This window comes from Paenibacillus sp. V4I3 (assembly GCF_030817215.1).
In the GTDB taxonomy this organism is placed as follows: Bacteria; Bacillota; Bacilli; order Paenibacillales; family NBRC-103111; genus Paenibacillus_E.
The window spans coordinates 62,006-85,442 of record NZ_JAUSZA010000001.1 but is presented as its reverse complement, the minus strand read 5'-3'; the positions used below and the strand labels follow the sequence as shown (position 1 = coordinate 85,442).

Genomic DNA, 23,437 nt, shown 5'->3' with positions numbered 1-23,437 from the left:
TATCATTCATCAGGAGTGAGGGGAAATTTTGCTGGGTGCGTGTTAAGGGAGGATCTGATGGGGGAAGAACGGATTGAACCGCGGGAGCAGTATTGGAAAAAGATGAATGGCGAACAATTGGCCATCTTTCTCAAGGCGATTGGGAAAAAGTCGGTGATGAAGCCGGATTCGTTGGCTTTTGTATGTATAGGAACAGATCGATCTACAGGCGATTCACTGGGCCCGCTTGTAGGGAGCAGACTTATGGAACTGGGGTATCCGCATGTGATAGGAACACTTGAAGCGCCTTGTGATGCTAGTAACTTAGCAGCGCGTTTGCAGGGAATTCCACATGGCTGTGTGGTGATAGCGATTGATGCTTGTTTGGGACAAAAGCTGTCAGTGGGCATGTATCAGGTGTCTAATCAGCCTTTGGCTCCGGGGAAGTCAGTAGGGAAGGTGCTGCCTCAAGTTGGAGATTATACGATCGCTGCTATCGTCAATGCAGACGGTCCTAGGCAGTATAGTGTTCTACAAACGACATCGCTGTACAGCGTGTTGAAGATGGCAAATGAAGTGACGAAGGCAATCGAGCATGCTTTTCCCATTTAGAAGGCAGCTTAGGGTAGAACGGAGAGATGATTAGTGGGACCAGGTGGAATGGGGCGGCTTTCCGATAGGAATCGGCCTAAAGCGAAGTTAAAGGATGTTTCGGTTAGAAGGATTTTACGGTTGTTCAAAGGGTATTGGGGACAACTAATGGCGATAATAGGGTTGGCGCTGTTTGCAGCCTTGATAGGTTTAATCCCACCTCTTGTTATGAAAGAAATTATTGATAAAGCGATCCCGCTGGGCAATATGAAGCTTTTGGCAGGAATGGCGATGCTTATGATTGTACTTCCCGTTCTAAGCGGAGTACTTGGGGTGTGGCAAAATCATCTCAATACCAAAGTAACCCAAGGGGTTATTCGGGATTTAGGACAGTCTTTGTTTCATAATTTGCAGCGGCAATCGATGGCATTCTTTACGGATGCTCGGTCGGGAGAAATTGTTCAACGGATTACGGGAGACGTACAGGCTGTGCAGAGTGTCGTGACTTCGCTGGTTGTGTCCTCGATTACACAGATTGTCATTGTTGTTTCGACCATTGGTATTTTGTTTGCCCTTGATTGGAAGCTGGCCATTATCTCCGTGCTTATTCTTCCGCTGTTTGTGCTGCCTGTGAAAAAAGTATCGAGGTTAAGGAAATCGCTGCGCACGGAAACACAGAAAGTGCGTTCCGATATTACTTCTCAACTTAGTGAAAATTTCGGAATCTCCGGTGCCTTGTTGACGCGTATCTTCGGTAGAGAACGGCAGCAGGAGATCGAGTTTACGGCCATGAACCAGAAGGTTATGGATTTGGAGCTGCGGCTCAATCTGGTTGGCCGCTGGTTCGGGATGGCGACGAGTACGCTGGGGCCGTTAGGCACAGCGATTATTTATATGTATGGCGGCTACTCCGTCATATCCGGCAGCATGACGCTGGGATCGATCGTAGCGTTCGCGGCGTATCTTGGGCGGTTGTACATGCCTGTAGGTATGCTGCTGAACCTACATGTCGAGGTAGCCACTGCGCTTGGCGTATTCCAGCGTATCTTCGAGTACCAGGACATGGTGCCGGATGTCATGGACTCAGTCGGGGCCGCGCCGCTGACGAAGGTCGCGGGTCGGGTGGCTTATAAGCAGGTTTCTTTTGCTTATAAGCCAGGGCAGTACGCGCTGCGGGACGTCACGTTCGAGGCGCAGCCGGGTGAAATGGTCGCGCTCGTCGGGCCAAGCGGCGCGGGGAAATCGACGCTGATCGGCATGATCGCGCGGCTGTATGACTCGACGTCGGGTGTCGTCGAGGTCGATGGCGTGAACGTCCGCGACGTTCAACTGGCTTCGCTGCGCGAGCAGATCGCGTATGTGACGCAGGAGTCGTTTCTGTTCCACGCGACGATTGGCGACAACCTGCGCTTCGCGCGGGAGGACGCAACGCGTGAGGAGATGGAGGCCGCTTGTCGGCAGGCCTACATCCACGACTTTATCGTGTCGCTTCCCGAAGGGTACGACACGATGGTGGGAGAGCGCGGCCACCGGCTCTCCGGCGGCGAGCGCCAGCGGATCGCGATTGCTCGCGCGATCCTAAAGCGCCCGCGCATCCTCATCCTCGATGAGGCGACGTCGCACTTGGACTCGGAGTCCGAGTCCTATGTGCAGTCGGCGCTCGAGGAGCTGATGCAAGGGCGCACGACGCTCGTGATCGCGCACCGGCTCTCCACGGTGCTGGCCGCCGATCACATTCTGGTGATCGAAGCGGGCAGCGTCGTGGAGCGGGGCACGCACAGCGAGCTGCTTGCACAGGATGGGCTGTATGCACGGCTGTACAGCACGCAGTTCGCTCACGCTGCTGAGGAGTAGGCTGTACGCGGTTACGGCGGTTGATAAGTCATGGTAGGGAGGCTGTCCCAAAAGGTCAATAGACTTTTTGAGACAGCCACTTTTCATAAATGTACCAACAAAAAGGATTGTGAGACTATTGAAGAAGCTAGAATGATTTTAGAGTCCAAGAGGGTGCCTATTGCTCTTACGCTTGATATTCTGTTACACGGGAAGAAATAACTTAAAGAATAACGACTCAACATCAGGGGAATAAGATTAACAAAGGTGTCACGGCTTATTGAAGTAAAAGGATTATCATTTGATGAGAAAGAGATAGGTAGCTAAAATTCGAATATCTTGACAAACTTTTCTGTAACTAATAGTATTACAGTATAAAAAATGAATAGGGGTCGTAAAACATGAAATGTAAAATCAATCGAAATGCCGCTAAGGTCTTAAAAAATATGTTGAGTAGTGAAGAAGCGGAAGGGAAGATGATTCGTGTATTTATTACACTGAATCATGGAGAACATGCTCATTATGATGTGATGCTGGATACACCTACTGAACATGATGAGATCGTAGAAACAGACAAAGATATTAAAATTTTACTAGATAAACGAGAAGACCTTTTAGATGGGGTTTGGATTCAATATTTTCATGTACCTGAAGAAGGTTTTTTCATAACGAACCCTTCAACAGGATTTCTTGAAAAATAAGCGCATGCTTGCTTAACTAAAATTGTTGAGAACCCCCATGTTTCTACACATGGGTTATTTTTATATTGAACGATCATGGAGGAATTTCAATGAGTCAACGCTATCGAATTACAAGAGCATTTCAGGAAAAGGACAATTCGTCGAAAATAATATCTTTAGAAGAGTGCAAGCAGTATTTTACGTCCAAACCTGATTTTTCCTATACATCAGTGTTTACGGTAACAGGCTCTACCAGCATGTCCATTGAGGGAGATTTTTTCTTGTGGAGCTATGGCGATATAATGGTCCCATTTCGGCATTATCAGGGAGATATTTACGTATCCGGAACAAATGAAGCAGTAATTCCCAAGATGATTGAGGTTGCGGGCGAATTGGCGGCGGATGTGCTGGAAGGGTAATTATTGAGGCGTTTCATTTCTAGGCCAGATACACAAAAGCACAATGAACCAGGAGAAAATAGTTCCTGATCCATTGTGCTTTTGTGCTGGTTTGGGGCTAGATGTAGTGTTGAATTCTATAAGAATGGAGAGATAGGGATGGATTGCCTGGGGTGTCGCATTTCTAATGGGATGGAGCCAAACGTAAATATTATTTTCGAGAATGAGTTGATAACCTGTGTTCTTGATATCGCTCCATTTAACGAGGGTCATACGCTAATACTCCCCAAAAAACATTTTTGGGATTTCGAGGATATGGATACTGGCACTGCTCACTGCATAATGGATACTTCAATGAAAATATCTAAGATATTAAAACAAATATTTCAGCCAGACGGCATTTCTTTATGCCAGAACGGCGGAGTGTTTAACGACTTAACGCATTATCATATGCATATTATTCCAAGATACAAGGGTGACGGATTCACCTGGAGCGAACCGCTATTCCCAAATGGTGCAGAAAAACGTTTAGGAGAAACTAGAGATAAAATCTTAAATGTGTTAAATACACATATGTAATAACCCACGAAACTGGCTTATGTGGTCCTTACTTTAGTTCCAAGAGTGAATCATATGATTAGTTTGAGGCTGCCGGAGGATGATTCTATGGCAGCCTTTGCTCACCAAAGAATAGCGTGGACGTAGGCGCATTTTATTTTTTTGGCAGCATCATGAGAGACTGGGTATGACGTTGGATCTCGGAAGCCTTTAACGGACCACCATGCCCCATGTAGAATTTTTCGATTCCAGAATCAAGCAGGCGGGTCAATTCACGGGCTACTGTGTGCGGGTCATCTTCGAATGGTGGACGTATGGCACGATTGGTTCTTACGATACCGCCTAACAAAATTCCTGAAGCGACAAGGTCACCGACCAAAGCTTCATTAGAAGCAAGCTCTATGGAGACAGAGCCAACTGTATGCCCAGGTGTGTGCTTAACCATCCCCGGAACTCCGTACCGCTCCAAGTCGATAACATCATGCTTTGTAAGCAGAATATCGGGTTCAAAACCGATATACGGCTCGAGCATTAATGGTGTCTTGATAAATAAACGGCCAAACCAACCGGTTGGGCAAAAAGTCATTGGCGTTTCTCGATTAAAATGTTTAGCATCCCCCTCGTGAGCCAATATAGGTGCTCCTGATAGCTCGCGAATTACTGCTGCACTTCCGGCATGATCTACATGCGCATGGGTCACGACGATGAGTTTGATGTCTTTGAAAGTAAGTCTTTCTTTAGCTAAGGCCTTTTTAATTTTATTCTCAGACCCAGGTAGTCCCGCATCGATTAGAATGCATCCGTCAGGGCCCACAAGTAAGTGGGAATTTACCATGTGCATGGGGAGGATTGGAATGCGGACGATTTTTACAGTGTTCATAATTTCATTGTCCTCTCTGGTGACTAACCCAAGATAAAAATACCGAACCGAACCGTACGGTTCGGTATTATGCTACTCCAATATTTAGTTAAATGCAAGAGAAATGTTACAATGTATTTCAAATGCTATTTGGGATGTATGGGGGACTGGAAAATGCGTAAAGATGAGAAAACACGACAACATATCATTAGTAAATCCGCTGAATTATTTAATCAAAAGGGGTATGCCGGGTCATCGATACAAGACATCATAGAGGCTACAGGATTAACAAAAGGAGGGATTTATCGAAGATTCTCTAACAAAGATGAAATCGCGGTGGAAGCGTTTGAATATGCGGGGCAGGTTTTGATGGAACAATTATCATCGGCCATAAATAATGCGGATACAGCGATAGACAAAATAATGGCTGTATGTAATGTACATATTGATCCCGTAAACAATCCCCCAATAAAAGGCGGGTGTCCTTTGCTTAATACGGCAGTTGAAAGCGATGATACCTTTCCAATCCTGCGTGATAAAGCTTTAGCCGCGTATGAGGAGATGTTAAGCCTCGTCCAAGGTATTTTAAAACATGGGATATCTGTTGGAGAATTCCGATCAGATGTAGATGTTGAGTCACTATCATCATTTATCATTTCTTCACTCGAAGGCAGTGTGATGGCAAGCAAATTGAGCAGAGATAGTAAACATGTAGGGTTTGTTATGCAACAACTTCGGAATCTACTGAACACATATATAGAAGTAGTATCGCTCGAAAACCTGCAATAAAATTAGAAATCGATTTTGGTGAGATGAGTATTAAGGGGGAAATTATGAGCAAAACCGAGGTCTCAACCGTCGCCGGTTCGGAGCCACATATACCATTTCTCGAATCCGGTTCTTATCCCGTACGGCACGGTAATATTGTTCGTCCGCTTGTGGATAGTGCTCCCACTTTTCGGCGCATTTGTGAGGCTATCGAAACAGCACAGCACAGTATCTGGCTCAACATTACTTTCATGGATCCGGATTTCCAGATGCCGGATGATCGCGGTACCCTGTTCGATGTGCTGGACCGTGCGGTTGCTCGTGGATTGGATGTACGCGTCATTTTCTGGCGCCCAAATTTGGAGAGCAGTGGGTATGGCCAAGCCTTCCCAGGATCTCACGATAACCGTGAAATGCTCGCTGCGCGTGGTTCGCTTTTCCGTGCCCGTTGGGACCGTGCTCATGGTTACTTCTGCCAACATCAAAAATGTTGGCTGATCGATGCAGGACATTCGTCCGAGACGACATTTATCGGTGGAATTAATCCGACATTCAAGTCCTTCGAACCAGGCCACATGGGCGAGGGGCAACGCCACGACGTCTTTGTCGAAGTAATAGGACCATCCGCGACCGACGTGCACCATAGTTTCGTGCAAAGATGGAACGAGGCTAGCGAGAGAATGGAGGAAGGCGGAGTGTGGGGCCACAATGGCGATGACGAGTTGACTTTCCCTACACGCGTATCCGTTCCTCGAGGAGACAGCCAGGTGCAGATTCAAAGGAACGTGTATGCGGGCCGTTACAGTAATAGTTATCCAACTCCCGGGGGTTCTTCCTTCGATATTGCTGCAGGCGAGCGATCCATTTTCGGGCAGTACAAACAAGCGATCGATGCCGCTCGCAGCTCAATCTACATTGAGAATCAGGCTCTCCCAGTTCCGGAGATCTCTGCCAGACTGGAGGAGGCACTAAAACGTGGCGTGGACGTCGTCCTCCTCGTTCCAGCTGAGCCCGAGCCATACGTGCGCGCATCCCGTCAACATCCGGATAGCAAAAGCTTCTTCGATTCTTTAGAAGCGCTTGGCCGATACGAGAATTTCGCACTTGTCGGAATAGCAGGGCTGAATGGACAGGGGGAGCGCAGCAATATTTATGTACATGCCAAAATAATGCTGATCGACGACGCGTGGGCGACAATCGGTTCCTGCAACCTTCACTGGAATTCACTCTTTGGTCATACGGAGATGAACGCTGCGTTTTGGGACCCCAAAGTGGTGCGTTCACTCCGCCGTCAACTATTGTCCGAACACCTAGGTCAAGACACTCTACAGTTAACCGACCGCAAGGCGCTTCAACTTTACCGGAACATTGCTCATGAAAACCGACTCCGTGGAGCGCGAGGAGATTTCAACTGGAAAAGTCTTGCATTCACCCTAGACCCGACAACTTACGGCAAATAGATGAAAAGAGGCTGCCCTCAAGGGCACTCCCTTCATTTACCAATGCTATTTGTGAACAATCCTTCTTGTTCTAGAGTCAAATAAAATAAACACCTAAATTACGTAAACATATAGAAATGAAGGAGAACTTAATGAAAAAAAGTTTGAGATCACTAATTCACTGGCATTCATTTATGGATCAACTTGAGACTTATACAGCAGCTACATTGTTGAGATGGAAAAAATGCTTGAACCCATTAACGAACAAAATCGGTTTTGGCATTTATTTTTACAAGGATATCACCATAAATTTAAACCGTTTGAACAAAGATATGCTGGCAATTGGCGCCGATTTTGTTACACTTTCGCATTTCGACAAGCGTACATTTCCTAGCTTTGTATCGGTTGCCGATGGGATACACGCGACGATGTTTACGAAAGTACCTAACCATATTATTAAACGGATTACCACTTTGGTCACTGCATTACCAGGTTATAAAGCGCTGCAATCGGCATCCCGTTCGTACGGGTATAAATGTGAGCTTCACTACAATCAGGGAAAAGTATTTTTTGGCTCGTTACAAATTCATTTTAAGAAAATGCAAAACGAGCTCTCATCTCCTAGTTACGCAGCCCTGCCAATGATAGGCGGGACTGAGTAAGAAAAAACATCCATGTTTTTTTAACCGCAACCTCGACATGAAGATGACTTCGTGCTGGGTTTAGCGGTTTTTTGTTTTGGAATTTAGAGTTTCTTCCCATCAACAAGTCACCTTATTTGCGTCCGGACTTGAATTGACTAGGAGTAAAGCCAACGAATTTTTTAAACTGGCGCATAAAGTGGGTATCATTCTCATATCCGCACATTTTGGAAATGGCGGCGATGGATAACGAACTGTTCTCCAAAAGATACTTGGCGTATTCCAGCCTGCTGTTAATGATGTCTATAACCACAGAACACCCGAATAGTTCCTTATAAATATGTTGGAAATAAGATTTACTTAAATTCATGCACGAAGCAAGCTTTTCTACGGACCTATTCGTTTGAGGCGAACTGTAGAGCTCATTGCGCAGCTCGGAAAATTGGCTAAAATATCGACTTGTCTTGTCGGGCAAGGTGGGTCTGTCAAGCAGATTACGAAGCTTCATAAAAAGAGTTCTTATATCCGAATCAATGATTTTATCGCGCAGCGGGCCGCCCAACTGGTTGATGCTATGTAATTCCATGATGCATTTTGTAATTAATAGCGGATCTGCAGCCTTGACGGGCGTGTCAAGGGGGAAATTCAACTCCAAAAGGAAATCCTGAATTTCAGTGCCGTCACAATGGAACCAGTCGTTGACAAATGGTTTTTCCAATTCCCTGTAAAGATGGGGGGTTGAAGGTTGAAATATGAGATAGGAATTTTTTTCGGCCACGAATGACTTGCCGTCGAGAATAACTTCTGAATTGCTTTTAAAAAGAACAAAGGCATAATTCCCTGCTCCTACCGGACGGTCAATAGTGACCCCATCCCAATGTTTAAAATTATATCCGCAACTAATTAATTGAATCATCTTGCATCTCCTTAAAAAGCACGATAGGTCAGTTTTTGGCTATTATAATTTATTGTTTCTGAATTAACAAGCTCGTACAATTTAATTAAACAGTATGGTTTGCGATTGCGACTATAAAATCAATTGATCCAAGCACAATTAGCTTTATGTGCAACCTGATGACCTTTGGCTACATCGCAACATGGCGGATCATTAGTTTTATTAAATTCAAAGGTGTCAGCTCTTCGAAGCAAGCTGTACAGGGTAGTTATGTTCAAACTTTGTAAAGTTTTCGAATTTTTCAAAAATTATGTTTACCTTACAATGGTTATTTGATAATATAATCGCAATATTCAAATGCGATGAAGAGAAGAGTAAATAAATGAAATCTTTCACAGAGAGCTCCGTTTGCTGAAAAGGAGTAAAGAGTACTTTATTGAAAAAAGCCTCAGAGCAGCACATCGGATCCTTTTGAAAAGGGTGATGGTGTGTCAGGAGCTCCTGTTACAGAGCTAAAGTATACGCATTACATGGTAGTGCCGTACTTGAAGAGGCTGATATGGCGACATATTAGCGAATTTGGGGTGGTACCACGAGTATATACAATCTCGTCCCTAAGACTGACTATAGTCTTGGGGGTGGGATTTTTTTTATTGAGCAGATGAAGTACAGCTCATGTGTAATATGCGGTACACCGAATCAGATTGTTTGAATATATATTTTAGGGGCTCCCCTTAATCATGCTATTTTGAAAGGATTTGAATATCTTATGTCAGAAAAACTGAAGGTTGGTATTGTCGGAGGAACAGGTATGGTTGGTCAGCGGTTTGTTCAGTTGCTGGATCAGCATCCTTGGTTTAAAGTAACGGCCATCGCCGCTAGTAGCAGTTCGGCAGGTAAAACATATGAAGAATCTGTGCAAGGCAGATGGAAGTTGTTTAGCCCAATACCTGAAGAAGTGAAAAATATCGTGATTCAGGATGCATCGAAAGTGGAGGAAGTTGCCGGTCAGGTCGATTTTATTTTTTGTGCAGTGGATATGAAAAAGAATGAAATTCAAGCGTTGGAAGAGGCATACGCAAAAACGGGCACACCCGTTATTTCCAATAATTCGGCTCATCGCTGGACGCCTGATATCCCGATGGTCATTCCGGAAGTTAATCCAGGGCATATTGAAGTGATTGCTGCACAGAGAAAGCGGCTTAGAACCTCAACCGGTTTTATTGCCGTTAAGCCCAACTGTTCAATCCAGAGCTATGTGCCAGCCCTTCATGCACTGCTAGATTATAAACCTACAAAAGTGGTTGCATCGACGTATCAGGCGATTTCCGGAGCCGGTAAAAACTTTACCGATTGGCCTGACATGTTAGATAATGTCATTCCTTATATTGGCGGTGAGGAAGAAAAAAGCGAGCAGGAGCCACTGCGTATATGGGGCAGCATTGTAAATGATGAAATTATTAAAGCAAGTGCGCCTTTAATTACAACGCAGTGTATTCGCGTTCCAGTAACGGATGGGCATTTGGCTACCGTATTTGTATCGTTTGAGAAAAAACCTTCTAAGGAAGAAATTCTTAATCGCTGGCTGCAATTCAAAGGTCGACCGCAGGAGCTTGGTCTGCCAAGCGCCCCAAAACAGTTCATTACTTATTTTGAAGAAGAGAACAGGCCACAGACTAAACTTGATCGTGAGATTGAGCGCGGAATGGGTGTTTCTGCGGGGAGATTGCGCGAGGATTCAATATACGATTTTAAATTTGTAGGACTATCACATAATACATTACGCGGAGCAGCTGGCGGTGCTGTTCTGATCGCCGAACTGCTTAAAGCGGAAGGGTACATTCAGGCAAAATAGAAGTATATAGCTATAATTGAAAAAGACTGATTAGATTACATGATAATAACAATCTGAACGGTTATATAAGCAAAAAAAATGAAAGATTGGAGGAATAGAAAGGAGAAATTTATGAGAAAAAAGTTAATGAACGTGATGGTTATAAGTCTCACTGTTTTATTTTTATTTAGTTTGATTGGTTGCTCTGTAAAGAAAGTTGCATCGGATACATCGGATATAACCTTTGAGCAAACAATCGATGAAAAACTTAACAATATTACTAATCCAAAAGATAATACAGTATCACTATCCTCTAATCCTTATGACTATATTAAGGGTGTAGATAGTAATAAGGATTACAAATACATTGTTATGCAAGGAGAAAAGTCTTTAAATTATATGCTCGACAAATTTGCTAATAGTGATAAAAATGGATTAGAAGAATATATTATGGCAATCGCCTGTTCTGAAATACTAAAAGAGAATCCTGCTTCTAAAAAGTGGGCTTCTGGTAGGGAATGGTATGATAACCATATTAAAGTGAATAAGTAATGTTAACGGCAAACCAAAGCCTTAATCCTTGCAAGAAGCTGGGTTAAGGCTTTGGTTTTTGTGTGTTCCTAGGACCTTGTGGACGGATTTCTCACTTTTCACCAGCTATTAAATAGCTTATAATAATCAGATAATAGTAGATATTTTAATCTATAAATAATTGTAATACACTATGATATGGTTATAATTGAAACAGAAAAGGTGTGTGACTAGTTCGCGCCTTGGTTTGGTGTGACGCCTAAGCAGGAGCGCCTACATCCTTTCTGCAAATTTAGGGTATAAGGATGGTAAAAATGAGCAACAGAGAAACTAAAACAGACGTCATCTTAATTGGTGCCGGAGTCATGAGTGCGACTTTAGTGACACTTCTGAAAGAATTAGTACCGGAATGGGAAATTACAGTGTTTGAGAAGCTCGAAAATGCAGGAGAAGAAAGCTCTAACGAATGGAATAACGCAGGAACAGGGCATGCGGCACTATGCGAGCTTAACTACACTGTCGAAAAACCAGACGGATCTATAGATATTAGCAAAGCTATCCAAATTAATGAACAGTTTCAGCTTTCAATGCAGTTTTGGTCTTATCTTGTAAACAGCAAGCTGATACGTAATCCGCAGGACTTTATCATGCGATTGCCACATATGAGTATGGTACAAGGGGAACAAAATGTAACGTTTTTAAAGAAACGTTTTGAAGCGATGTCAAATAATCCTCTATTTCAATGGATGGAATTTTCCGATGATCCTGGAAAACTGATGGAATGGATTCCGCTTATTATACAAGATCGTCCATCGAATGAACCTATAGCTGCAACAAAAATCGACTCTGGAACTGATGTCAACTTTGGCGCTTTAACGCGCATTTTGTTTGACCACTTAAAGAGTAAAAACGTCGATATCAAATACAAACATAGCGTTGATAATATTAAACGTACTAGAGACGGCTCGTGGGAATTGAAAGTACGAAATGACAGCGGTAACGTCGAACGCCATACTGCAAAATTCGTCTTTATCGGTGGCGGGGGAGGAAGCCTGCATTTACTGCAAAAATCCGGCATTCCTGAAGGAAAACATATTGGAGGATTCCCGGTAAGCGGAATATTTATGGTGTGTAATAATCCGGATGTTGTAGCGCAGCATCATGCAAAAGTATACGGTAAAGCTAAGGTTGGAGCTCCTCCAATGTCTGTTCCGCATCTTGACACAAGATTTATCGACAATAAAAAATCATTGCTATTTGGACCATTTGCCGGCTTCTCACCAAAGTTTTTAAAAACAGGTTCAATGTTTGATTTGGTAACTTCCGTAAAACCGGATAATCTCGTAACGATGTTGTCGGCAGGTGCAAAAAATATGTCATTGACAAAATACCTGATCGAGCAAGTTATGTTATCGAAAGAAAAGCGCATGGAAGAGTTGCGAGAGTTTATCCCGAACGCCAAAAGCGGGGATTGGGATTTAGTAGCAGCGGGCCAACGTGTGCAAGTTATCAAAGATACTGAAGCAGGCGGTAAAGGTACACTTCAATTTGGCACGGAAGTTATTAGTTCCGCTGATGGCTCGATTGCAGCATTACTAGGTGCTTCTCCAGGTGCTTCTACTGCTGTTCACGTTATGCTTGAGGTAATTAAAAAATGCTTCCCGCAACATATGAAAGAGTGGGAACCGAAAATTAAAGAAATGATTCCTTCTTATGGCGTGTCACTAATGGAAAATCCAGAGCTTCTGCACGAAATTCATACTTCAACAGCAGAGACGCTTGGTCTAAGCGAAAAAGAGCTAGTCTATGGTTAGTTCTTTGGATGTAGAAACAAAGGTATTTAATGAACAAGTTTAAGCAACATTTTTCAAAGGGCGGCATTTCAGGATTGAATAGGAACTGGCCCAAGCATTAAAAGCGCGATGTCATTTTAGCATCGCGCTTTTTAAATTTCACCTTTACACGCATAAAGACAATAATAATCTTGTGAATGCAGAGTCAGAACGAAGCAGCTGACCAATCGGCTTCGAGGTTCATTTCATTTTATCAAAACCTACATCAAAAATACTCATTAATAATCCGGTATAGGGTACCGACATGAGCAAGCCGAATAACGGTTTGCGATAATGAATACGCAGCATGATAAACATGATCATATCGAAAAATGAGGACCAAAGTAGGTTCCATCCATTATGATACGTTATTGCTCCACATTTCACAGATACAAATTCAAGCAAAACAAAAATACCAGTGAAAAAGATGATGTAATAAGCCTGGGAAAGAAGTTTATGATTTCGCGGGTAGTTCGATAGGTATACCCAAGTCGATACAGGCATGCCAATCAGAATAAGCAATAGGATCGGAATCGTGGCAACCGGAAGCCCATTCGGCTCCATTTGCCAAAGTTGATATTGATAACAGATCAACTCATAGAGACCATTACATAACGCAGCAAAGAGGAGTGTTGGATAGTACTGCTCCCATTTTCGGTCCGCAAACCGAAGAGCTGCTAGTAACCATAAAACCGAGTATAAAATCGCAACCAAGGGATTTCGAACTCCTTTGTTCATGTTAAGTGCTTATTATTCCAATTAATCCATCGTTTATACAATAAATACAAAAACAGTCTAAAACTATATTTTCTAGTTTTGGACTGCTCTTTGTTTTCTTTGAAGTTAGGGATTACTTAACCACATTAACGTTTGCCTGTGGATTCGAAAGATCACTTGTATCATCAGAGACTAAAGGAGCTGGATCCAATTTGGCTTCTTCGCGAAGGAGATAACTGAAAAATAAGACGTAGTAAGACAAAATGATGAAGAATACACCTGCGGTCAGTGGGTCTTTGGTAAATTGAGTTGGATCTACCGGATTCATGCTCGCTGAGTTGGATGAAAGACTGATAAAGGCCAAGCGATAAACGATCCGGCTAAGAAATAGCACCAGAACCGTAATTTCGATCCATAAGTGGGTGCGATAGTACCATCCGTCCGTACGATGTTCGAAAAGGGTGTGGCGAATCGCGGTGAGTCCGAGTGCGATACCTGCTGCTAGGCCGATTATATAACCAATGAAATGGATGGGATGGACAAAGCCTAGCAGGAAGATGACAGCTCCGAGGATACTAAAGAGAGTGAGTCGGAATTTAAGTCTGCCTCGTGATAACTTTTGAAAACCAATGGTTCGCTTCGTTCTTCGATAGATAAAAAGGCCAATGAGTAGGAAAGGAATGGCATAGTGCATCCAGTTTTGCATGAGATTTCCTCCAAGAGAAACGTATTTTTTCCTTATTGTAACAAATTAGGCAGGTTGTCAGCGAAAAAAATATTTCGTTTACAAAAAACAGTCATACACTTAATGATAGCGCGATAAACTTACTATTACACACAAAAAGTGCCGCAAGGAGTTGACAGTCAATGGCTCTAATCACCCATGTTAATGTATGTAATACAGAGAATGAAATTTACTGCTGTCTTCGTAATAAAATTGTGAAGCTTGACGACCAACAGAAAGAGCAATTTTGCAAAGGATGCAAAATGTTTGCCGGTGATGCCGATGAACATGGACTTGGTGTATCCTGTGTATGGGAAGATGTACGGGTCGTTAGCAATCCGCATATCGCTGTGGATCCGCAAGAGGAGTTTATTCATAATCAAATTCGCCAAGTGCCGCCCGAGGGTCCGGCCTTATTTCTATATACAACAGAATGGTAAAACACATCCTCTTTGATTTTGATGGGACACTGGTCGATTCTAGAGCATTACTTGTTAAGCTATATAATGAAATGGCCGTGCAGTATCAATTTCGCAGGATTCGAGACCAAGACCTTGCGCTTCTGAGATCACTTTCAATCTCTGAGCGGGTGGATCGCTTAGGTGTACCGGTACTCCAAATTCCAAAGCTAGTAACGGCCGGTAGACAGCTCTATCAAGAAAATATTCGTACACTTCACATTGTACCTGGGATGAAAGAAGTTATTGCCAGAGTTTCCTCACAAGGGATGAGAAGCTCCATACTCTCTTCCAATTCCGAGGTGAATATTCGTCAGATTCTTAAAAATAATAAGCTGGATGGCGCGTTCAAGGAAATCATTTCGGCTAAGCATATTTTTGGTAAGCATCATTCGATTCGCAAAGTAATGAAACAATGGGGGACTTCCCCCTCGCGGATGATCTATGTTGGAGATGAATTAAGGGATATCGAAGCTTGCAGGAAACTAGGCGTTCCCATAGTTGCCGTTACATGGGGCTATGATTCTCAGCATTTATTGCTCAGTGGAAAGCCCGATTACTTAGTAAACTCTCCCGGAGAGCTGCTAAAAACACTTCTGTCCTTAACCTGATAGGAAGGGTAAAAGAGGGCGCAAATAGCTATCACAGACAGAGTCTGAGGTAGTTATTTGTGTTTGCTTTTATAAGAGCTATTGGCAACATTCGCAGTCGAGTGGTGTCATCATGTAATATAGAATCTATGAGGTGATATTTGCGGGAGGAGGCGTCTAATGTTATTTTATCTCATCATATTTGTAGTGACAGCCGTGGATCAAATTTCGAAGGTGTGGATTCGGTCTATCTTAAAAGTAGGCGAATCTATGCCGTTTTATAAAGACATCATTTCGTTTTCGCATTATCAAAATAGTGGAGCAGCAGGCAGTTCGCTGCAGGGCTCAGCGCGTTATTTAGGAATTCTTGCTGTTGTGATTATTGCTGTTATTTTGTATTACAGAAAAAAAGGAAGCTTTCAAGGATTCTTCAAAGAGGTTGGTGCCGCATTTTTCGTGGGCGGGGCTATTGGTAATGACATCGAACGATTATTATTTGGTAAAGTGACCGACTTCATCGTTTTTCGATCTGGCCATGGTGTGATGAATTTGGCTGACTTAGCGATTAATTTGGGTGTGGTGTTTTTTGTACTGGATATGTTTCTCTCATATCGGCATAAGCTGTTACCAAAACAGAAAAATTTTCAATAATATAGGTATATTAAACTATACAGGTAGATCAAAAGTACTATTTATGATATCCTTCAAGTAGACGGTTTTTGAACGAGAAGACGCTGAACTGGAGGATGGTCACATGAGGCCGGATAAACAGATATTGATCGATGAATTTTTTGCAATGATTCGAAAGTTGACCCGCACGGGTGCTGATATTATGTTAGTGAGGGATTTTTTCTGGAAAGCTTCCGAAATCCGTTCATTTATCCCTCCAACGGTAGAATTCATGACAGTTCTTAAAACGTACAACGCTGTCTTATTTCATGAATTCCGAAAATCACTTGTACCCAATACAAGTATGCATATGCTAGCGAATGTCCACATGGAAGCGGGAGAAGCGCTCATTAGTTTGGGAATTACGAGTTTGGAACAGCTTCAACTAGCGGTAAAAGGAACAGTAGCTGTGAGTAGTAAATAGAGAGTTAAACCAAGCGACGACAGCAGTCTCGCTTGGTTTTTTTTATTTGGCTACTCGTCATTCTTCTGCTGCAGCGCAGCCATCAATTTGTCAGCAAGTGAGTTGCCAAGCTGGGTTTGATCGGAAAACTTCTCGATCAACTGACGGTTCGCTTTGGCAGAAGCGCGCCGGCCGCCGCCAGTTGATTCATTGTCTATTTTCTCGACAACGTTACAAGGACGGCATTGGAAATACTTGCCGGATTTGCCGGTGTGGATCTCCATTTTCTTATGACACTGCGGGCAGCGGTGGTTGGTCAGTTGTCCATCAGCTTCGCGTTTATAGGAGCATTCGCGGCTGGAACAAACGAGGTAGCGGCCTCGTTTCCCCTTTACTTCTTGGAGAAACTCCCCGCAATCCGGGCATTTGCTGCCCGTTAAATTATGCGGCTTATAGGCCGCAGAGCTTTTCTTGACCTCATCGACCAGCTCGGCTGCTTTTTTGCGAATGCCGCTTAGGAATTGCTCCATGCTTCCTTTGCCTTTGGAAATGCGTTCTAGTTCCAGCTCCCAGCGGGCTGTAAGCTCAGGAGAACGCAGCTCCTCCGAAGCGAGCTCTATGAGCTGAGTCCCTTTGCCAGTTGGAACGAGTAAGGAGCCTTGACGTTCAATGGTGTCGGAAGACACAAGCTTCTCAATAATGTCAGCGCGTGTAGCGGGCGTGCCGAGGCCCCATTTTTCCATTTGAGAAAGCAAGGAGGCCTCGTTGTATCTAGCAGGCGGTTTCGTCTGGCGGCTTAATTGACGGGCGTTACGGACGGTTACGGCGTCTTTTTCGGCAGCTTGGGGCAGCAGCTGAGCAGAGTCTTCATCAGACTCGGTATCTTCCCGATCTGGATCGGTGAAATCAGTGGCTCCGTACACGTCTTTCCAACCGGCTTGTTTAACCACTTTACCCGATGCATATAGCTTCTCTCCGGCTATTTCCACAGTCAGCTTGGTTTCATCATAGCGGCAAGGACCGCAGAATAAGGCTAGAAATCTCCGCAAAATGAGATCATAGAGACGGCGTTCGTCAGCGCTTAAGGTGGCGAGTGAAATGGCTTCTCCAGTAGGAATAATCGCATGGTGGTCGCTTACCTTGGTATCGTCGACAATGCGTTTCGTAATCGTTAACGGTTTGCGTATAAAAGGAGCCGCTAGCGCTGCGTAGGGGCCAATGGCTGCACCCTTGAGCCTGCCGAGCAGGGTCGGCACCATGTCCGAGGTCAAGTAACGTGAATCGGTACGCGGATAGGTGACCAACTTGTACTGCTCATACAATCTTTGCAGCACATTCGACGTCTGCTTAGCTGAAAAACCAAATTTGCGGTTAGCATCGCGTTGCAATTCGGTTAGGTCATAAGCAAGCGGATGCGGAATCTGCTTTTCGGTTTTTTGCACGTGCAGGATTTTGCCGCTCTGGCCCTGCAGCTTCGCTTTTAAGGCATCTGCGCGCTCGCGGTCAAAAATGCGCGAATCGCCTGTTTTGGGGTCTCGCCACACCGCGCGGAAAGAGCCCAGATCGGCTTCGATCAACCAATAGTCGACGGATCGGAAATCCCGGATTTCCGCCTCGCGGCCCGTCATCATGGCCAACGTGGGCGTCTGCACACGCCCAGCGGACAAGGACGCGCCGAACTTGCTGGTCAGCGCGCGGGTGACATTCAGGCCGATTAGCCAATCGGCCTCGGAACGGCAGACGGCTGCTTGATACAGCCGGTTGTAGTCCGTGCCCGGCTTCAGCTGCGCGAAGCCTTCGCGAATCGCCTGATCCGTCTGCGACGAGATCCAAAGCCGTTTGAACGGCTTCTTCCAGCGGATCAGTTCCATAATCCAGCGCGCGACGAGCTCGCCTTCGCGCCCCGCATCCGTCGCAATGACCAGCTCTGCGAGGTCACCCCGGCGGCTAAGCTGCTCAATCGCACGGTACTGCTGTGATGTTTCCTTCATCACCTTAAGCTTCATACGCTCAGGGATGATGGGGAGATCTTCCAGGTTCCAAGTTTTGTACTTGGGATCGTAATCATCAGGCTCGGCAAGGGTAACGAGATGGCCCAGTGCCCAAGTGACGACATATTTGGCACCTTCGTAATGGTGTTTTTGCTTTTGGTTGCAGCCAAGGACGCGGGCAATTTCTTTGGCTACGCTTGGTTTTTCGGTGAGCACTAGAATTTTCATAGGGAAAATGACCTCATTTCTGCTTACAAATTAGCATAAGCGAAAAAAGCATGCTTTTCAATGCGCTGCAGCTCGAAACTGAAGCTCAAATCGATTCGGATGAGAGCTTTTTTATTGTTGAAAAAAAGGAGAAAATTGTCTGTTCTTGTCCTAATATAAGGGTATAATGATGAAATAAGGGATGAGAAGGAGTAAAATCGTAATGAGACCCATATATTCTTTTTTTTCCAATCAAACGATTAAAATGAGGTTTCAATTATGGATTGGCGTTGCCATTGTAGCACTAGCCTTTTCAATTATTGTCCCTTTTTATTTTATAGAGAAGAAAGATCGTTTAGATGAAGCGGAAAATCAGTTAAAACAAGTAATCACCTTACAAAGTCTGTATATTGAAAGATGGAATCAGGAAAAACTGGATACAATTAAACGCTTCGCCGTATCCGACCATGCCAAATTTCATGAAATAGGCGATTTGAAAAGAGAATTTCAAGATTATTCACGAGTGAATTCTGAATTCTTGTCGATTAGTTACATAGAAAAAGATGGATATATTCGTTCAGATACGGATCCTAGAAGCCAGTTGTATGTCGGAGATAGACTTTATTTTAAACAAGCGCTTGAGAAGAAAAGCTTTATCTCCGGCGTTATCATATCCAAAGATTCAGGAAGACCCATCATAACGTTCTCTGCCCCCGTGCTTGGCGACCATAATGATTTCAAAGGTGCTGTGCTAGGCGTAGTAACATTGGAAATGCTGAATAGTTTAATGAAGCAGCTAAGTTTTGGTGAAACTGGGGAAGTTTATGTGTTGGATTCGGACGGGAATATTGTCACAGCCTCAAATGATACAAGTAAAAACGAAGAATTTGTCAATGCCCCGATGAAAACTGAAATTATGCAAAGAGCCAAGACAGGGAACACTTCGAATGATTCCTACATCGGATTTCGCGGTGAAAGGGTATATGGCCAGTATAAATGGTCTACGGGAAAAAGCTGGGTTGTCGTAGGCGAGATCACACAGAGAGAAGTATTTCAAAAATTAAATCAATTAAGTATTGCGATTATTATCATTTCACTTATAGCACTTATTTTCAGTATCGGTGCTGCCGTTACGATTGCATCTAGAATGGAGAGACCGATTAGATACTTGCTTCGCGGTACAAAGATCATTCAGAACGGGAACTACGACTATCAGATTGATGCGGATAAAATTAGAATGGCTCCGATTGAATTGCGGCAGTTGGTCAATACATTCAACCTGATGTCTGATAAGCTCAAGAAGAATATTTCGCTATTGGAGCATTCCGCATTGGTGGATCAATTGACAGAAATTCATAATCGCCGTTATATGATGCAAGAAGGAAATAAACAGCTTCAAGCCAGTATTGCTGCAGGGCAAATGTGCTCCGTTATGATGTTCGATATTGACCATTTTAAGAAAATCAATGATACCTATGGGCATTTGGTGGGTGATCGCGTCCTTCATCACGTTGCTTCTATACTACAGCGGCATTCGGGAACAGATACGATTGTTGCACGCTATGGAGGCGAAGAGTTTATCCTGCTTGCCCTGCGTAAAAATGCACAAGAAAGTGTAAGCTTGGCAGAGGATCTGAGACGACATATCATGGAAGAACCATACTCGGATGAGCAGGTTACCGTAAGACTAACAGCGAGCATAGGTGTAGCTGAATATTCTCCTACTCTGGTGTTCGGTACGATGGTACTTGAAGATATGGTTTCCAGAGCAGACCATGCACTCTATCGCGCGAAATCCGGTGGAAGAAACAGAGTAGAACTAGATCAATGATAGGTATTGATCTAGTTTTTTTTGTGTAGAATTTGATGGTCAGAAATTTGAGGGTTTAGTGTATAATAGTCAGAGAGTATTTGAATTACCAACATTTAGGGGGTTCTCCATGCAAAACGCATCATTAAGACCAATGGGAATTGGAAGAATATTAGATCGCAGTTTCCATTTGTACCGCAAGCATTTTGTGACATTGACAATTATCATGCTGATCTTGTATGGTCCATTTTACTTACTGCAGCATTTGCTGACGTATCAAGAGACGGCAAGTACGTCATCATCCATTCTTGAGCAGATTCGCAGTGGAGCATCCATGCAGGATATGTTTGGATCCGGTTCTTTTATGAAAAATAATCAGACGCCGAAAGACATAGGGAAGACACTCCTCTTTGTGTTGGTTTTAGTACCAATCATGATTCTTGGCCTTATGCCAGCTTCGGTAGCTTCTGTCTTACATTTGGTTAAAGCGAACCTTTTCGGCGAAGGAACACCGGGAGTTGGGGGGCTATTGCGCAAATCGTTCCGTCGATTTTGGCCATTAGCAGGAAGTACGTTTTTGTATGGCCTTATCATGTTCGGAATATACATAGGTCTCGTTATTATTATTGCCATTTTTGCTATCGTCTTTGCAATAGGAGGAAGCTTATCCAGTTCGGTAGGAGGTTTTGGTGGAGGTGCGATGGCACTAACCATTGTCTTCTTCGTCATCCTTGGTCTTGGAGCCATCTTCGCCTTTTCCTATTTTTTCATTCGCTGGTGTTATTATTTGCCTTTTGTCGCGCTGGAAGAAGAGTCTGTTGGTCTAGGCCGCAGTTGGAAATTGACCCGCAAAAGCTTCTGGCGTCTATTTTTGATGTACTTCGTACTTTCGCTCATTTTGTATCTTTTCCTATTCGTCATTCAGTTGATTATTGCTGCAGTCTTGGGTTTAGGACTAGGGGCTCAGTTATTACAAAGTTTAATTTCAATATTGATCATGTCCCTATGGTTTCTGCCTTATGCGGTTAGCTATTTCGATCTAAAGGTTCGTAATGAGGGGCTGGGACTTGAGTCGTTGATTGAAAGCACCATACAAACTTCTCCAACTGAACCAGCGGAAGAACTGGAGCCGTTTGATACTTTTGAAGATCTTCGTCCGATAGACTTGGATAAAAAGAATGATTAATGCAGCTTTAGCGACTTCTTTGCAAGAGGATAAAGAGCAATTAAATCAAATCTTAAATCAAAGCGAATATACGGCTTATAAGGTCAAAGAGAACAGCTCGTTCTGGGCATGGTTGAAGCCGCTTTTTCGTAAAATACGGAGCTGGCTGCCAGATTTTCAAGTTTCTGATTCGGTAACGGACTGGATGACAGTTGGTGTTGTCGTTACACTTCTTGGAATTGCTGCATTTGCGATTTATTGGTTCTTGAAGCAAATTATTTGGCAAAAGAGAATCCGCTCTGATGCTTACTTGCCTGTAGGAGAAATTAGCCGTTCTTATCGCTTCTATTGGCAGCAAGCAGCGGAGCTAAGGGGAACTGGGGACTGGAGAGAGGGCGTACGCTCGGTCTTTCTGTCACTTCTGTTCTTTATGGAAGCTAAACGTATGATTCGTGTGGAGAAATGGAAGACGAACTGGGAGTATGCGGAGGAGCTGGGAGGTTCAGCTTCTTCCCTAGTCCCTTTGTTCCATGATAGCTCGCTTTTATTTGAACGCATTTGGTATGGCAAGGAAGTTGTAACAGAGGAACAGTTTACTTCTATGTATGAACAGATTGCCCGTGTTATCGGCAGGGAGGAGGGCTTTGCACATGAGAGGGCTGAATAAGCTGCATGTGGGACTAGCACTCAGCATCCTGTTATTTCTCGCATTAGGCTACTGGCTAGTAAAGCCAAAGCACCCAGATCAACCTCCCTATCTGTCCTTCTCGGCGGATATCGACGGCACGAAAGCTTGGAAAGAACTGCTGAGTACAAAGCAGAAGGCTGTAAAGGAATGGCGTCTCAACTGGAAAAACCTGCCCAATGGTGAAGCGATGCTGTTGGTTGCCTTACAGCCGTCGGCTGTGACCAAGGCAGATCGCGAGCAGCTGTTGGGTTGGGTTCGGAAGGGTAATGATGTTGTTCTGTTTGATCGCAAGCCCGAAGGGTGGGAGCCTTGGGGGACTGTGTTGGCGGGGGAGATTGGGAAGGGAAGTACGGAAGAGAGTACGAAAGAGAGTGCGAAAGAGAGTACGGAAGAGAGGACGTCTGTCTCGACGATTAGGGTCTCGCCGGATTACACGCCAGCAGAGGGGCTGCTGACGGGACGGGTGGATACACCGTACCGGATTAAGCCCGGTGGAAACGGGCGGGTGCTGTTCGAAGATGAACACGGCGTGCTCGCCAGCCGTATAGAAGAAGGTTCGGGCAGCATCACCGTGGTGCTGACCCCGAACTGGATGCAGAATGGGACGATTGATCAGGAGTCCCATTTCGCATTGATCTGGCCGCTGTTCGCGAAGTCCTGGGACGCCGTGTGGGTTGATGAGACCCATCACGGCTTCGGGACGAAGGCCGGACTGCTTGCCGTCTACCCCGCGTGGCTCGTGCTCGCAAGCAGCCAGCTTGGTCTCGCGCTGCTGCTGTGGCTCTGGCTGCGCGGGAAGCGCTTTGGCCCCGTCTACACGCCGCGGGCGTGGACGGTTCGCCGCGGCGACGAAGGCGTGCACGCCGTCGCCGCTTGGTACGAGCGCCTCGGCTACCAGCACGAGGCGCTTGCGCACCAGCAGCTGTTCCTGCGGCAGCTGCTGCATCAGCGCTGGGGGCTTAGCCCCAGCGCAAGTGCTTTGCAGGCCGCAGAAGCTGCACACGGCCGCATGTCTGAGGCGCAGGCGGCGCAGCTCGCGCGCCTGCTGGAGGAGCCGCCTGCTAGCGGCGGCTCTGCTGGGCCCCGCGCTGCGAAGCAGCGGGGCGTGAGCACCCAAGCGTTCGTGCAGCGAACGCGGGAGATGGGCGAGATGATCGCCTACTTGGAGAAGGAGTGA

24 protein-coding genes and 1 other annotated feature are annotated in these 23,437 nt (G+C 44.8%); of the genes, 19 read left to right on the top strand and 5 right to left on the bottom strand.

What is annotated here, in order from left to right; genetic code table 11:
* The first annotated feature begins 57 nt into the window (after positions 1–57).
* The 5 genes from yyaC to QFZ77_RS00430 all read left to right on the top strand — a co-directional run bounded on the left by yyaC (position 58) and on the right by QFZ77_RS00430 (position 4,060).
* Positions 58–591 carry a spore protease YyaC gene (gene yyaC / locus QFZ77_RS00450; protein WP_307434556.1) on the top strand — a complete coding sequence of 178 codons (534 nt, stop codon included), beginning with the start codon at positions 58–60 and terminating at the stop codon, positions 589–591.
* 147 nt (positions 592–738) lie between these two features.
* Entirely contained in the window at positions 739–2,424 is a 1,686-nt protein-coding gene (locus QFZ77_RS00445) for an ABC transporter ATP-binding protein (protein WP_307434554.1), read from the top strand.
* Between the two features lie 380 nt (positions 2,425–2,804).
* Entirely contained in the window at positions 2,805–3,104 is a 300-nt protein-coding gene (locus QFZ77_RS00440; protein ID WP_307434550.1) for an iron-sulfur cluster assembly accessory protein, read from the top strand.
* A gap of 89 nt (positions 3,105–3,193) precedes the next feature.
* Positions 3,194–3,502 (top strand): hypothetical protein, encoded by a 309-nt coding sequence (locus QFZ77_RS00435; RefSeq protein WP_307434547.1) that lies wholly within the window; start codon positions 3,194–3,196, stop codon positions 3,500–3,502.
* Positions 3,503–3,640: 138 nt separating this feature from the next.
* Positions 3,641–4,060 carry an HIT family protein gene (locus QFZ77_RS00430; RefSeq protein ID WP_307434544.1) on the top strand — a complete coding sequence of 140 codons (420 nt, stop codon included), beginning with the start codon at positions 3,641–3,643 and terminating at the stop codon, positions 4,058–4,060.
* Positions 4,061–4,193: 133 nt separating this feature from the next.
* Here QFZ77_RS00430 and QFZ77_RS00425 read toward each other — a convergent pair whose 3' ends face one another.
* Complete coding sequence (locus QFZ77_RS00425) at positions 4,194–4,919, bottom strand: MBL fold metallo-hydrolase (RefSeq protein ID WP_307434542.1); 726 nt, start codon at positions 4,917–4,919, stop codon at positions 4,194–4,196.
* Positions 4,920–5,072: 153 nt separating this feature from the next.
* Here QFZ77_RS00425 and QFZ77_RS00420 point away from each other — a divergent pair, with 153 nt between their 5' ends.
* The 3 genes from QFZ77_RS00420 to QFZ77_RS00410 all read left to right on the top strand — a co-directional run bounded on the left by QFZ77_RS00420 (position 5,073) and on the right by QFZ77_RS00410 (position 7,767).
* Entirely contained in the window at positions 5,073–5,687 is a 615-nt protein-coding gene (locus QFZ77_RS00420; protein ID WP_307434539.1) for a TetR/AcrR family transcriptional regulator, read from the top strand.
* A gap of 23 nt (positions 5,688–5,710) precedes the next feature.
* Entirely contained in the window at positions 5,711–7,126 is a 1,416-nt protein-coding gene (locus QFZ77_RS00415; protein ID WP_307434536.1) for a phospholipase D-like domain-containing protein, read from the top strand.
* A 131-nt stretch (positions 7,127–7,257) separates the two neighbouring features.
* Positions 7,258–7,767 carry a hypothetical protein gene (locus tag QFZ77_RS00410; protein WP_307434531.1) on the top strand — a complete coding sequence of 170 codons (510 nt, stop codon included), beginning with the start codon at positions 7,258–7,260 and terminating at the stop codon, positions 7,765–7,767.
* A gap of 112 nt (positions 7,768–7,879) precedes the next feature.
* Here QFZ77_RS00410 and QFZ77_RS00405 read toward each other — a convergent pair whose 3' ends face one another.
* Positions 7,880–8,662 carry an AraC family transcriptional regulator gene (locus QFZ77_RS00405; protein WP_307434526.1) on the bottom strand — a complete coding sequence of 261 codons (783 nt, stop codon included), beginning with the start codon at positions 8,660–8,662 and terminating at the stop codon, positions 7,880–7,882.
* 332 nt (positions 8,663–8,994) lie between these two features.
* Positions 8,995–9,260: a binding site (T-box leader), on the top strand.
* A gap of 150 nt (positions 9,261–9,410) precedes the next feature.
* Between QFZ77_RS00405 and asd the strand changes: the two genes are divergently transcribed.
* The 3 genes from asd to QFZ77_RS00390 all read left to right on the top strand — a co-directional run bounded on the left by asd (position 9,411) and on the right by QFZ77_RS00390 (position 12,820).
* A complete protein-coding gene (gene asd / locus QFZ77_RS00400; protein WP_307434522.1) occupies positions 9,411–10,496 on the top strand; it encodes an aspartate-semialdehyde dehydrogenase in 1,086 nt (361 codons plus the stop codon).
* 111 nt (positions 10,497–10,607) lie between these two features.
* Positions 10,608–11,027: a hypothetical protein gene (locus tag QFZ77_RS00395; RefSeq protein ID WP_307434519.1), complete on the top strand. Its 420-nt coding sequence runs from the start codon at positions 10,608–10,610 to the stop codon at positions 11,025–11,027.
* Positions 11,028–11,320: 293 nt separating this feature from the next.
* Positions 11,321–12,820 carry a malate:quinone oxidoreductase gene (locus QFZ77_RS00390; protein ID WP_307434515.1) on the top strand — a complete coding sequence of 500 codons (1,500 nt, stop codon included), beginning with the start codon at positions 11,321–11,323 and terminating at the stop codon, positions 12,818–12,820.
* Positions 12,821–13,039: 219 nt separating this feature from the next.
* On the opposite strand, the gene QFZ77_RS00385 is transcribed toward QFZ77_RS00390, so the two are convergent.
* Positions 13,040–13,552 (bottom strand): CBO0543 family protein, encoded by a 513-nt coding sequence (locus QFZ77_RS00385; protein ID WP_307434512.1) that lies wholly within the window; start codon positions 13,550–13,552, stop codon positions 13,040–13,042.
* A 136-nt stretch (positions 13,553–13,688) separates the two neighbouring features.
* Positions 13,689–14,261 carry a CcdC protein domain-containing protein gene (locus tag QFZ77_RS00380; RefSeq protein ID WP_307434509.1) on the bottom strand — a complete coding sequence of 191 codons (573 nt, stop codon included), beginning with the start codon at positions 14,259–14,261 and terminating at the stop codon, positions 13,689–13,691.
* A gap of 161 nt (positions 14,262–14,422) precedes the next feature.
* Between QFZ77_RS00380 and QFZ77_RS00375 the strand changes: the two genes are divergently transcribed.
* The 4 genes from QFZ77_RS00375 (at position 14,423) to QFZ77_RS00360 (ending at position 16,420) form a co-directional block, all read left to right on the top strand.
* Complete coding sequence (locus QFZ77_RS00375) at positions 14,423–14,719, top strand: hypothetical protein (protein ID WP_307434506.1); 297 nt, start codon at positions 14,423–14,425, stop codon at positions 14,717–14,719.
* Positions 14,713–15,348 (top strand): HAD hydrolase-like protein, encoded by a 636-nt coding sequence (locus QFZ77_RS00370; RefSeq protein ID WP_307434503.1) that lies wholly within the window; start codon positions 14,713–14,715, stop codon positions 15,346–15,348. The genes QFZ77_RS00375 and QFZ77_RS00370 overlap by 7 nt, the downstream gene beginning before the upstream one ends.
* Before the next feature lie 159 nt (positions 15,349–15,507).
* Complete coding sequence (gene lspA, locus QFZ77_RS00365) at positions 15,508–15,978, top strand: signal peptidase II (protein ID WP_307434500.1); 471 nt, start codon at positions 15,508–15,510, stop codon at positions 15,976–15,978.
* A gap of 103 nt (positions 15,979–16,081) precedes the next feature.
* Positions 16,082–16,420, top strand: a complete 339-nt coding sequence (locus tag QFZ77_RS00360; RefSeq protein ID WP_307434497.1) for a hypothetical protein — start codon at positions 16,082–16,084, stop codon at positions 16,418–16,420.
* Positions 16,421–16,470: 50 nt separating this feature from the next.
* Here the strand turns inward: QFZ77_RS00360 and QFZ77_RS00355 are convergent, their stop codons facing one another.
* Positions 16,471–18,618: a DNA topoisomerase III gene (locus QFZ77_RS00355; protein ID WP_307434494.1), complete on the bottom strand. Its 2,148-nt coding sequence runs from the start codon at positions 18,616–18,618 to the stop codon at positions 16,471–16,473.
* Between the two features lie 202 nt (positions 18,619–18,820).
* On the opposite strand from QFZ77_RS00355, the gene QFZ77_RS00350 reads away from it, so the two are divergent.
* From QFZ77_RS00350 to QFZ77_RS00335, 4 genes are all read left to right on the top strand, one after another.
* Complete coding sequence (locus QFZ77_RS00350; protein ID WP_307434490.1) at positions 18,821–20,428, top strand: sensor domain-containing diguanylate cyclase; 1,608 nt, start codon at positions 18,821–18,823, stop codon at positions 20,426–20,428.
* 109 nt (positions 20,429–20,537) lie between these two features.
* Complete coding sequence (locus QFZ77_RS00345) at positions 20,538–21,593, top strand: DUF7847 domain-containing protein (RefSeq protein WP_307434487.1); 1,056 nt, start codon at positions 20,538–20,540, stop codon at positions 21,591–21,593.
* A complete protein-coding gene (locus QFZ77_RS00340) occupies positions 21,586–22,239 on the top strand; it encodes a DUF4129 domain-containing protein (protein ID WP_307434483.1) in 654 nt (217 codons plus the stop codon). Before QFZ77_RS00345 ends, QFZ77_RS00340 begins: the two co-directional genes overlap by 8 nt.
* Positions 22,223–23,437, top strand: coding sequence for a DUF4350 domain-containing protein (locus tag QFZ77_RS00335; protein ID WP_307434481.1), 1,215 nt, complete (start codon positions 22,223–22,225; stop codon positions 23,435–23,437). Before QFZ77_RS00340 ends, QFZ77_RS00335 begins: the two co-directional genes overlap by 17 nt.

Coding starts and splice junctions, on each gene's coding strand:
- yyaC (WP_307434556.1), top strand. CDS start 58: ATGGGGGAAGAACGGATTGAACCGCGGGAGCAGTATTGGAAAAAGATG.
- QFZ77_RS00445 (WP_307434554.1), top strand. CDS start 739: ATGGCGATAATAGGGTTGGCGCTGTTTGCAGCCTTGATAGGTTTAATC.
- QFZ77_RS00440 (WP_307434550.1), top strand. CDS start 2,805: ATGAAATGTAAAATCAATCGAAATGCCGCTAAGGTCTTAAAAAATATG.
- QFZ77_RS00435 (WP_307434547.1), top strand. CDS start 3,194: ATGAGTCAACGCTATCGAATTACAAGAGCATTTCAGGAAAAGGACAAT.
- QFZ77_RS00430 (WP_307434544.1), top strand. CDS start 3,641: ATGGATTGCCTGGGGTGTCGCATTTCTAATGGGATGGAGCCAAACGTA.
- QFZ77_RS00425 (WP_307434542.1), bottom strand. CDS start 4,919: ATGAACACTGTAAAAATCGTCCGCATTCCAATCCTCCCCATGCACATG.
- QFZ77_RS00420 (WP_307434539.1), top strand. CDS start 5,073: ATGCGTAAAGATGAGAAAACACGACAACATATCATTAGTAAATCCGCT.
- QFZ77_RS00415 (WP_307434536.1), top strand. CDS start 5,711: ATGAGTATTAAGGGGGAAATTATGAGCAAAACCGAGGTCTCAACCGTC.
- QFZ77_RS00410 (WP_307434531.1), top strand. CDS start 7,258: ATGAAAAAAAGTTTGAGATCACTAATTCACTGGCATTCATTTATGGAT.
- QFZ77_RS00405 (WP_307434526.1), bottom strand. CDS start 8,662: ATGATTCAATTAATTAGTTGCGGATATAATTTTAAACATTGGGATGGG.
- asd (WP_307434522.1), top strand. CDS start 9,411: ATGTCAGAAAAACTGAAGGTTGGTATTGTCGGAGGAACAGGTATGGTT.
- QFZ77_RS00395 (WP_307434519.1), top strand. CDS start 10,608: ATGAGAAAAAAGTTAATGAACGTGATGGTTATAAGTCTCACTGTTTTA.
- QFZ77_RS00390 (WP_307434515.1), top strand. CDS start 11,321: ATGAGCAACAGAGAAACTAAAACAGACGTCATCTTAATTGGTGCCGGA.
- QFZ77_RS00380 (WP_307434509.1), bottom strand. CDS start 14,261: ATGCAAAACTGGATGCACTATGCCATTCCTTTCCTACTCATTGGCCTT.
- QFZ77_RS00375 (WP_307434506.1), top strand. CDS start 14,423: ATGGCTCTAATCACCCATGTTAATGTATGTAATACAGAGAATGAAATT.
- QFZ77_RS00370 (WP_307434503.1), top strand. CDS start 14,713: ATGGTAAAACACATCCTCTTTGATTTTGATGGGACACTGGTCGATTCT.
- lspA (WP_307434500.1), top strand. CDS start 15,508: ATGTTATTTTATCTCATCATATTTGTAGTGACAGCCGTGGATCAAATT.
- QFZ77_RS00360 (WP_307434497.1), top strand. CDS start 16,082: ATGAGGCCGGATAAACAGATATTGATCGATGAATTTTTTGCAATGATT.
- QFZ77_RS00355 (WP_307434494.1), bottom strand. CDS start 18,618: ATGAAAATTCTAGTGCTCACCGAAAAACCAAGCGTAGCCAAAGAAATT.
- QFZ77_RS00350 (WP_307434490.1), top strand. CDS start 18,821: ATGAGACCCATATATTCTTTTTTTTCCAATCAAACGATTAAAATGAGG.
- QFZ77_RS00345 (WP_307434487.1), top strand. CDS start 20,538: ATGCAAAACGCATCATTAAGACCAATGGGAATTGGAAGAATATTAGAT.
- QFZ77_RS00340 (WP_307434483.1), top strand. CDS start 21,586: ATGATTAATGCAGCTTTAGCGACTTCTTTGCAAGAGGATAAAGAGCAA.
- QFZ77_RS00335 (WP_307434481.1), top strand. CDS start 22,223: ATGAGAGGGCTGAATAAGCTGCATGTGGGACTAGCACTCAGCATCCTG.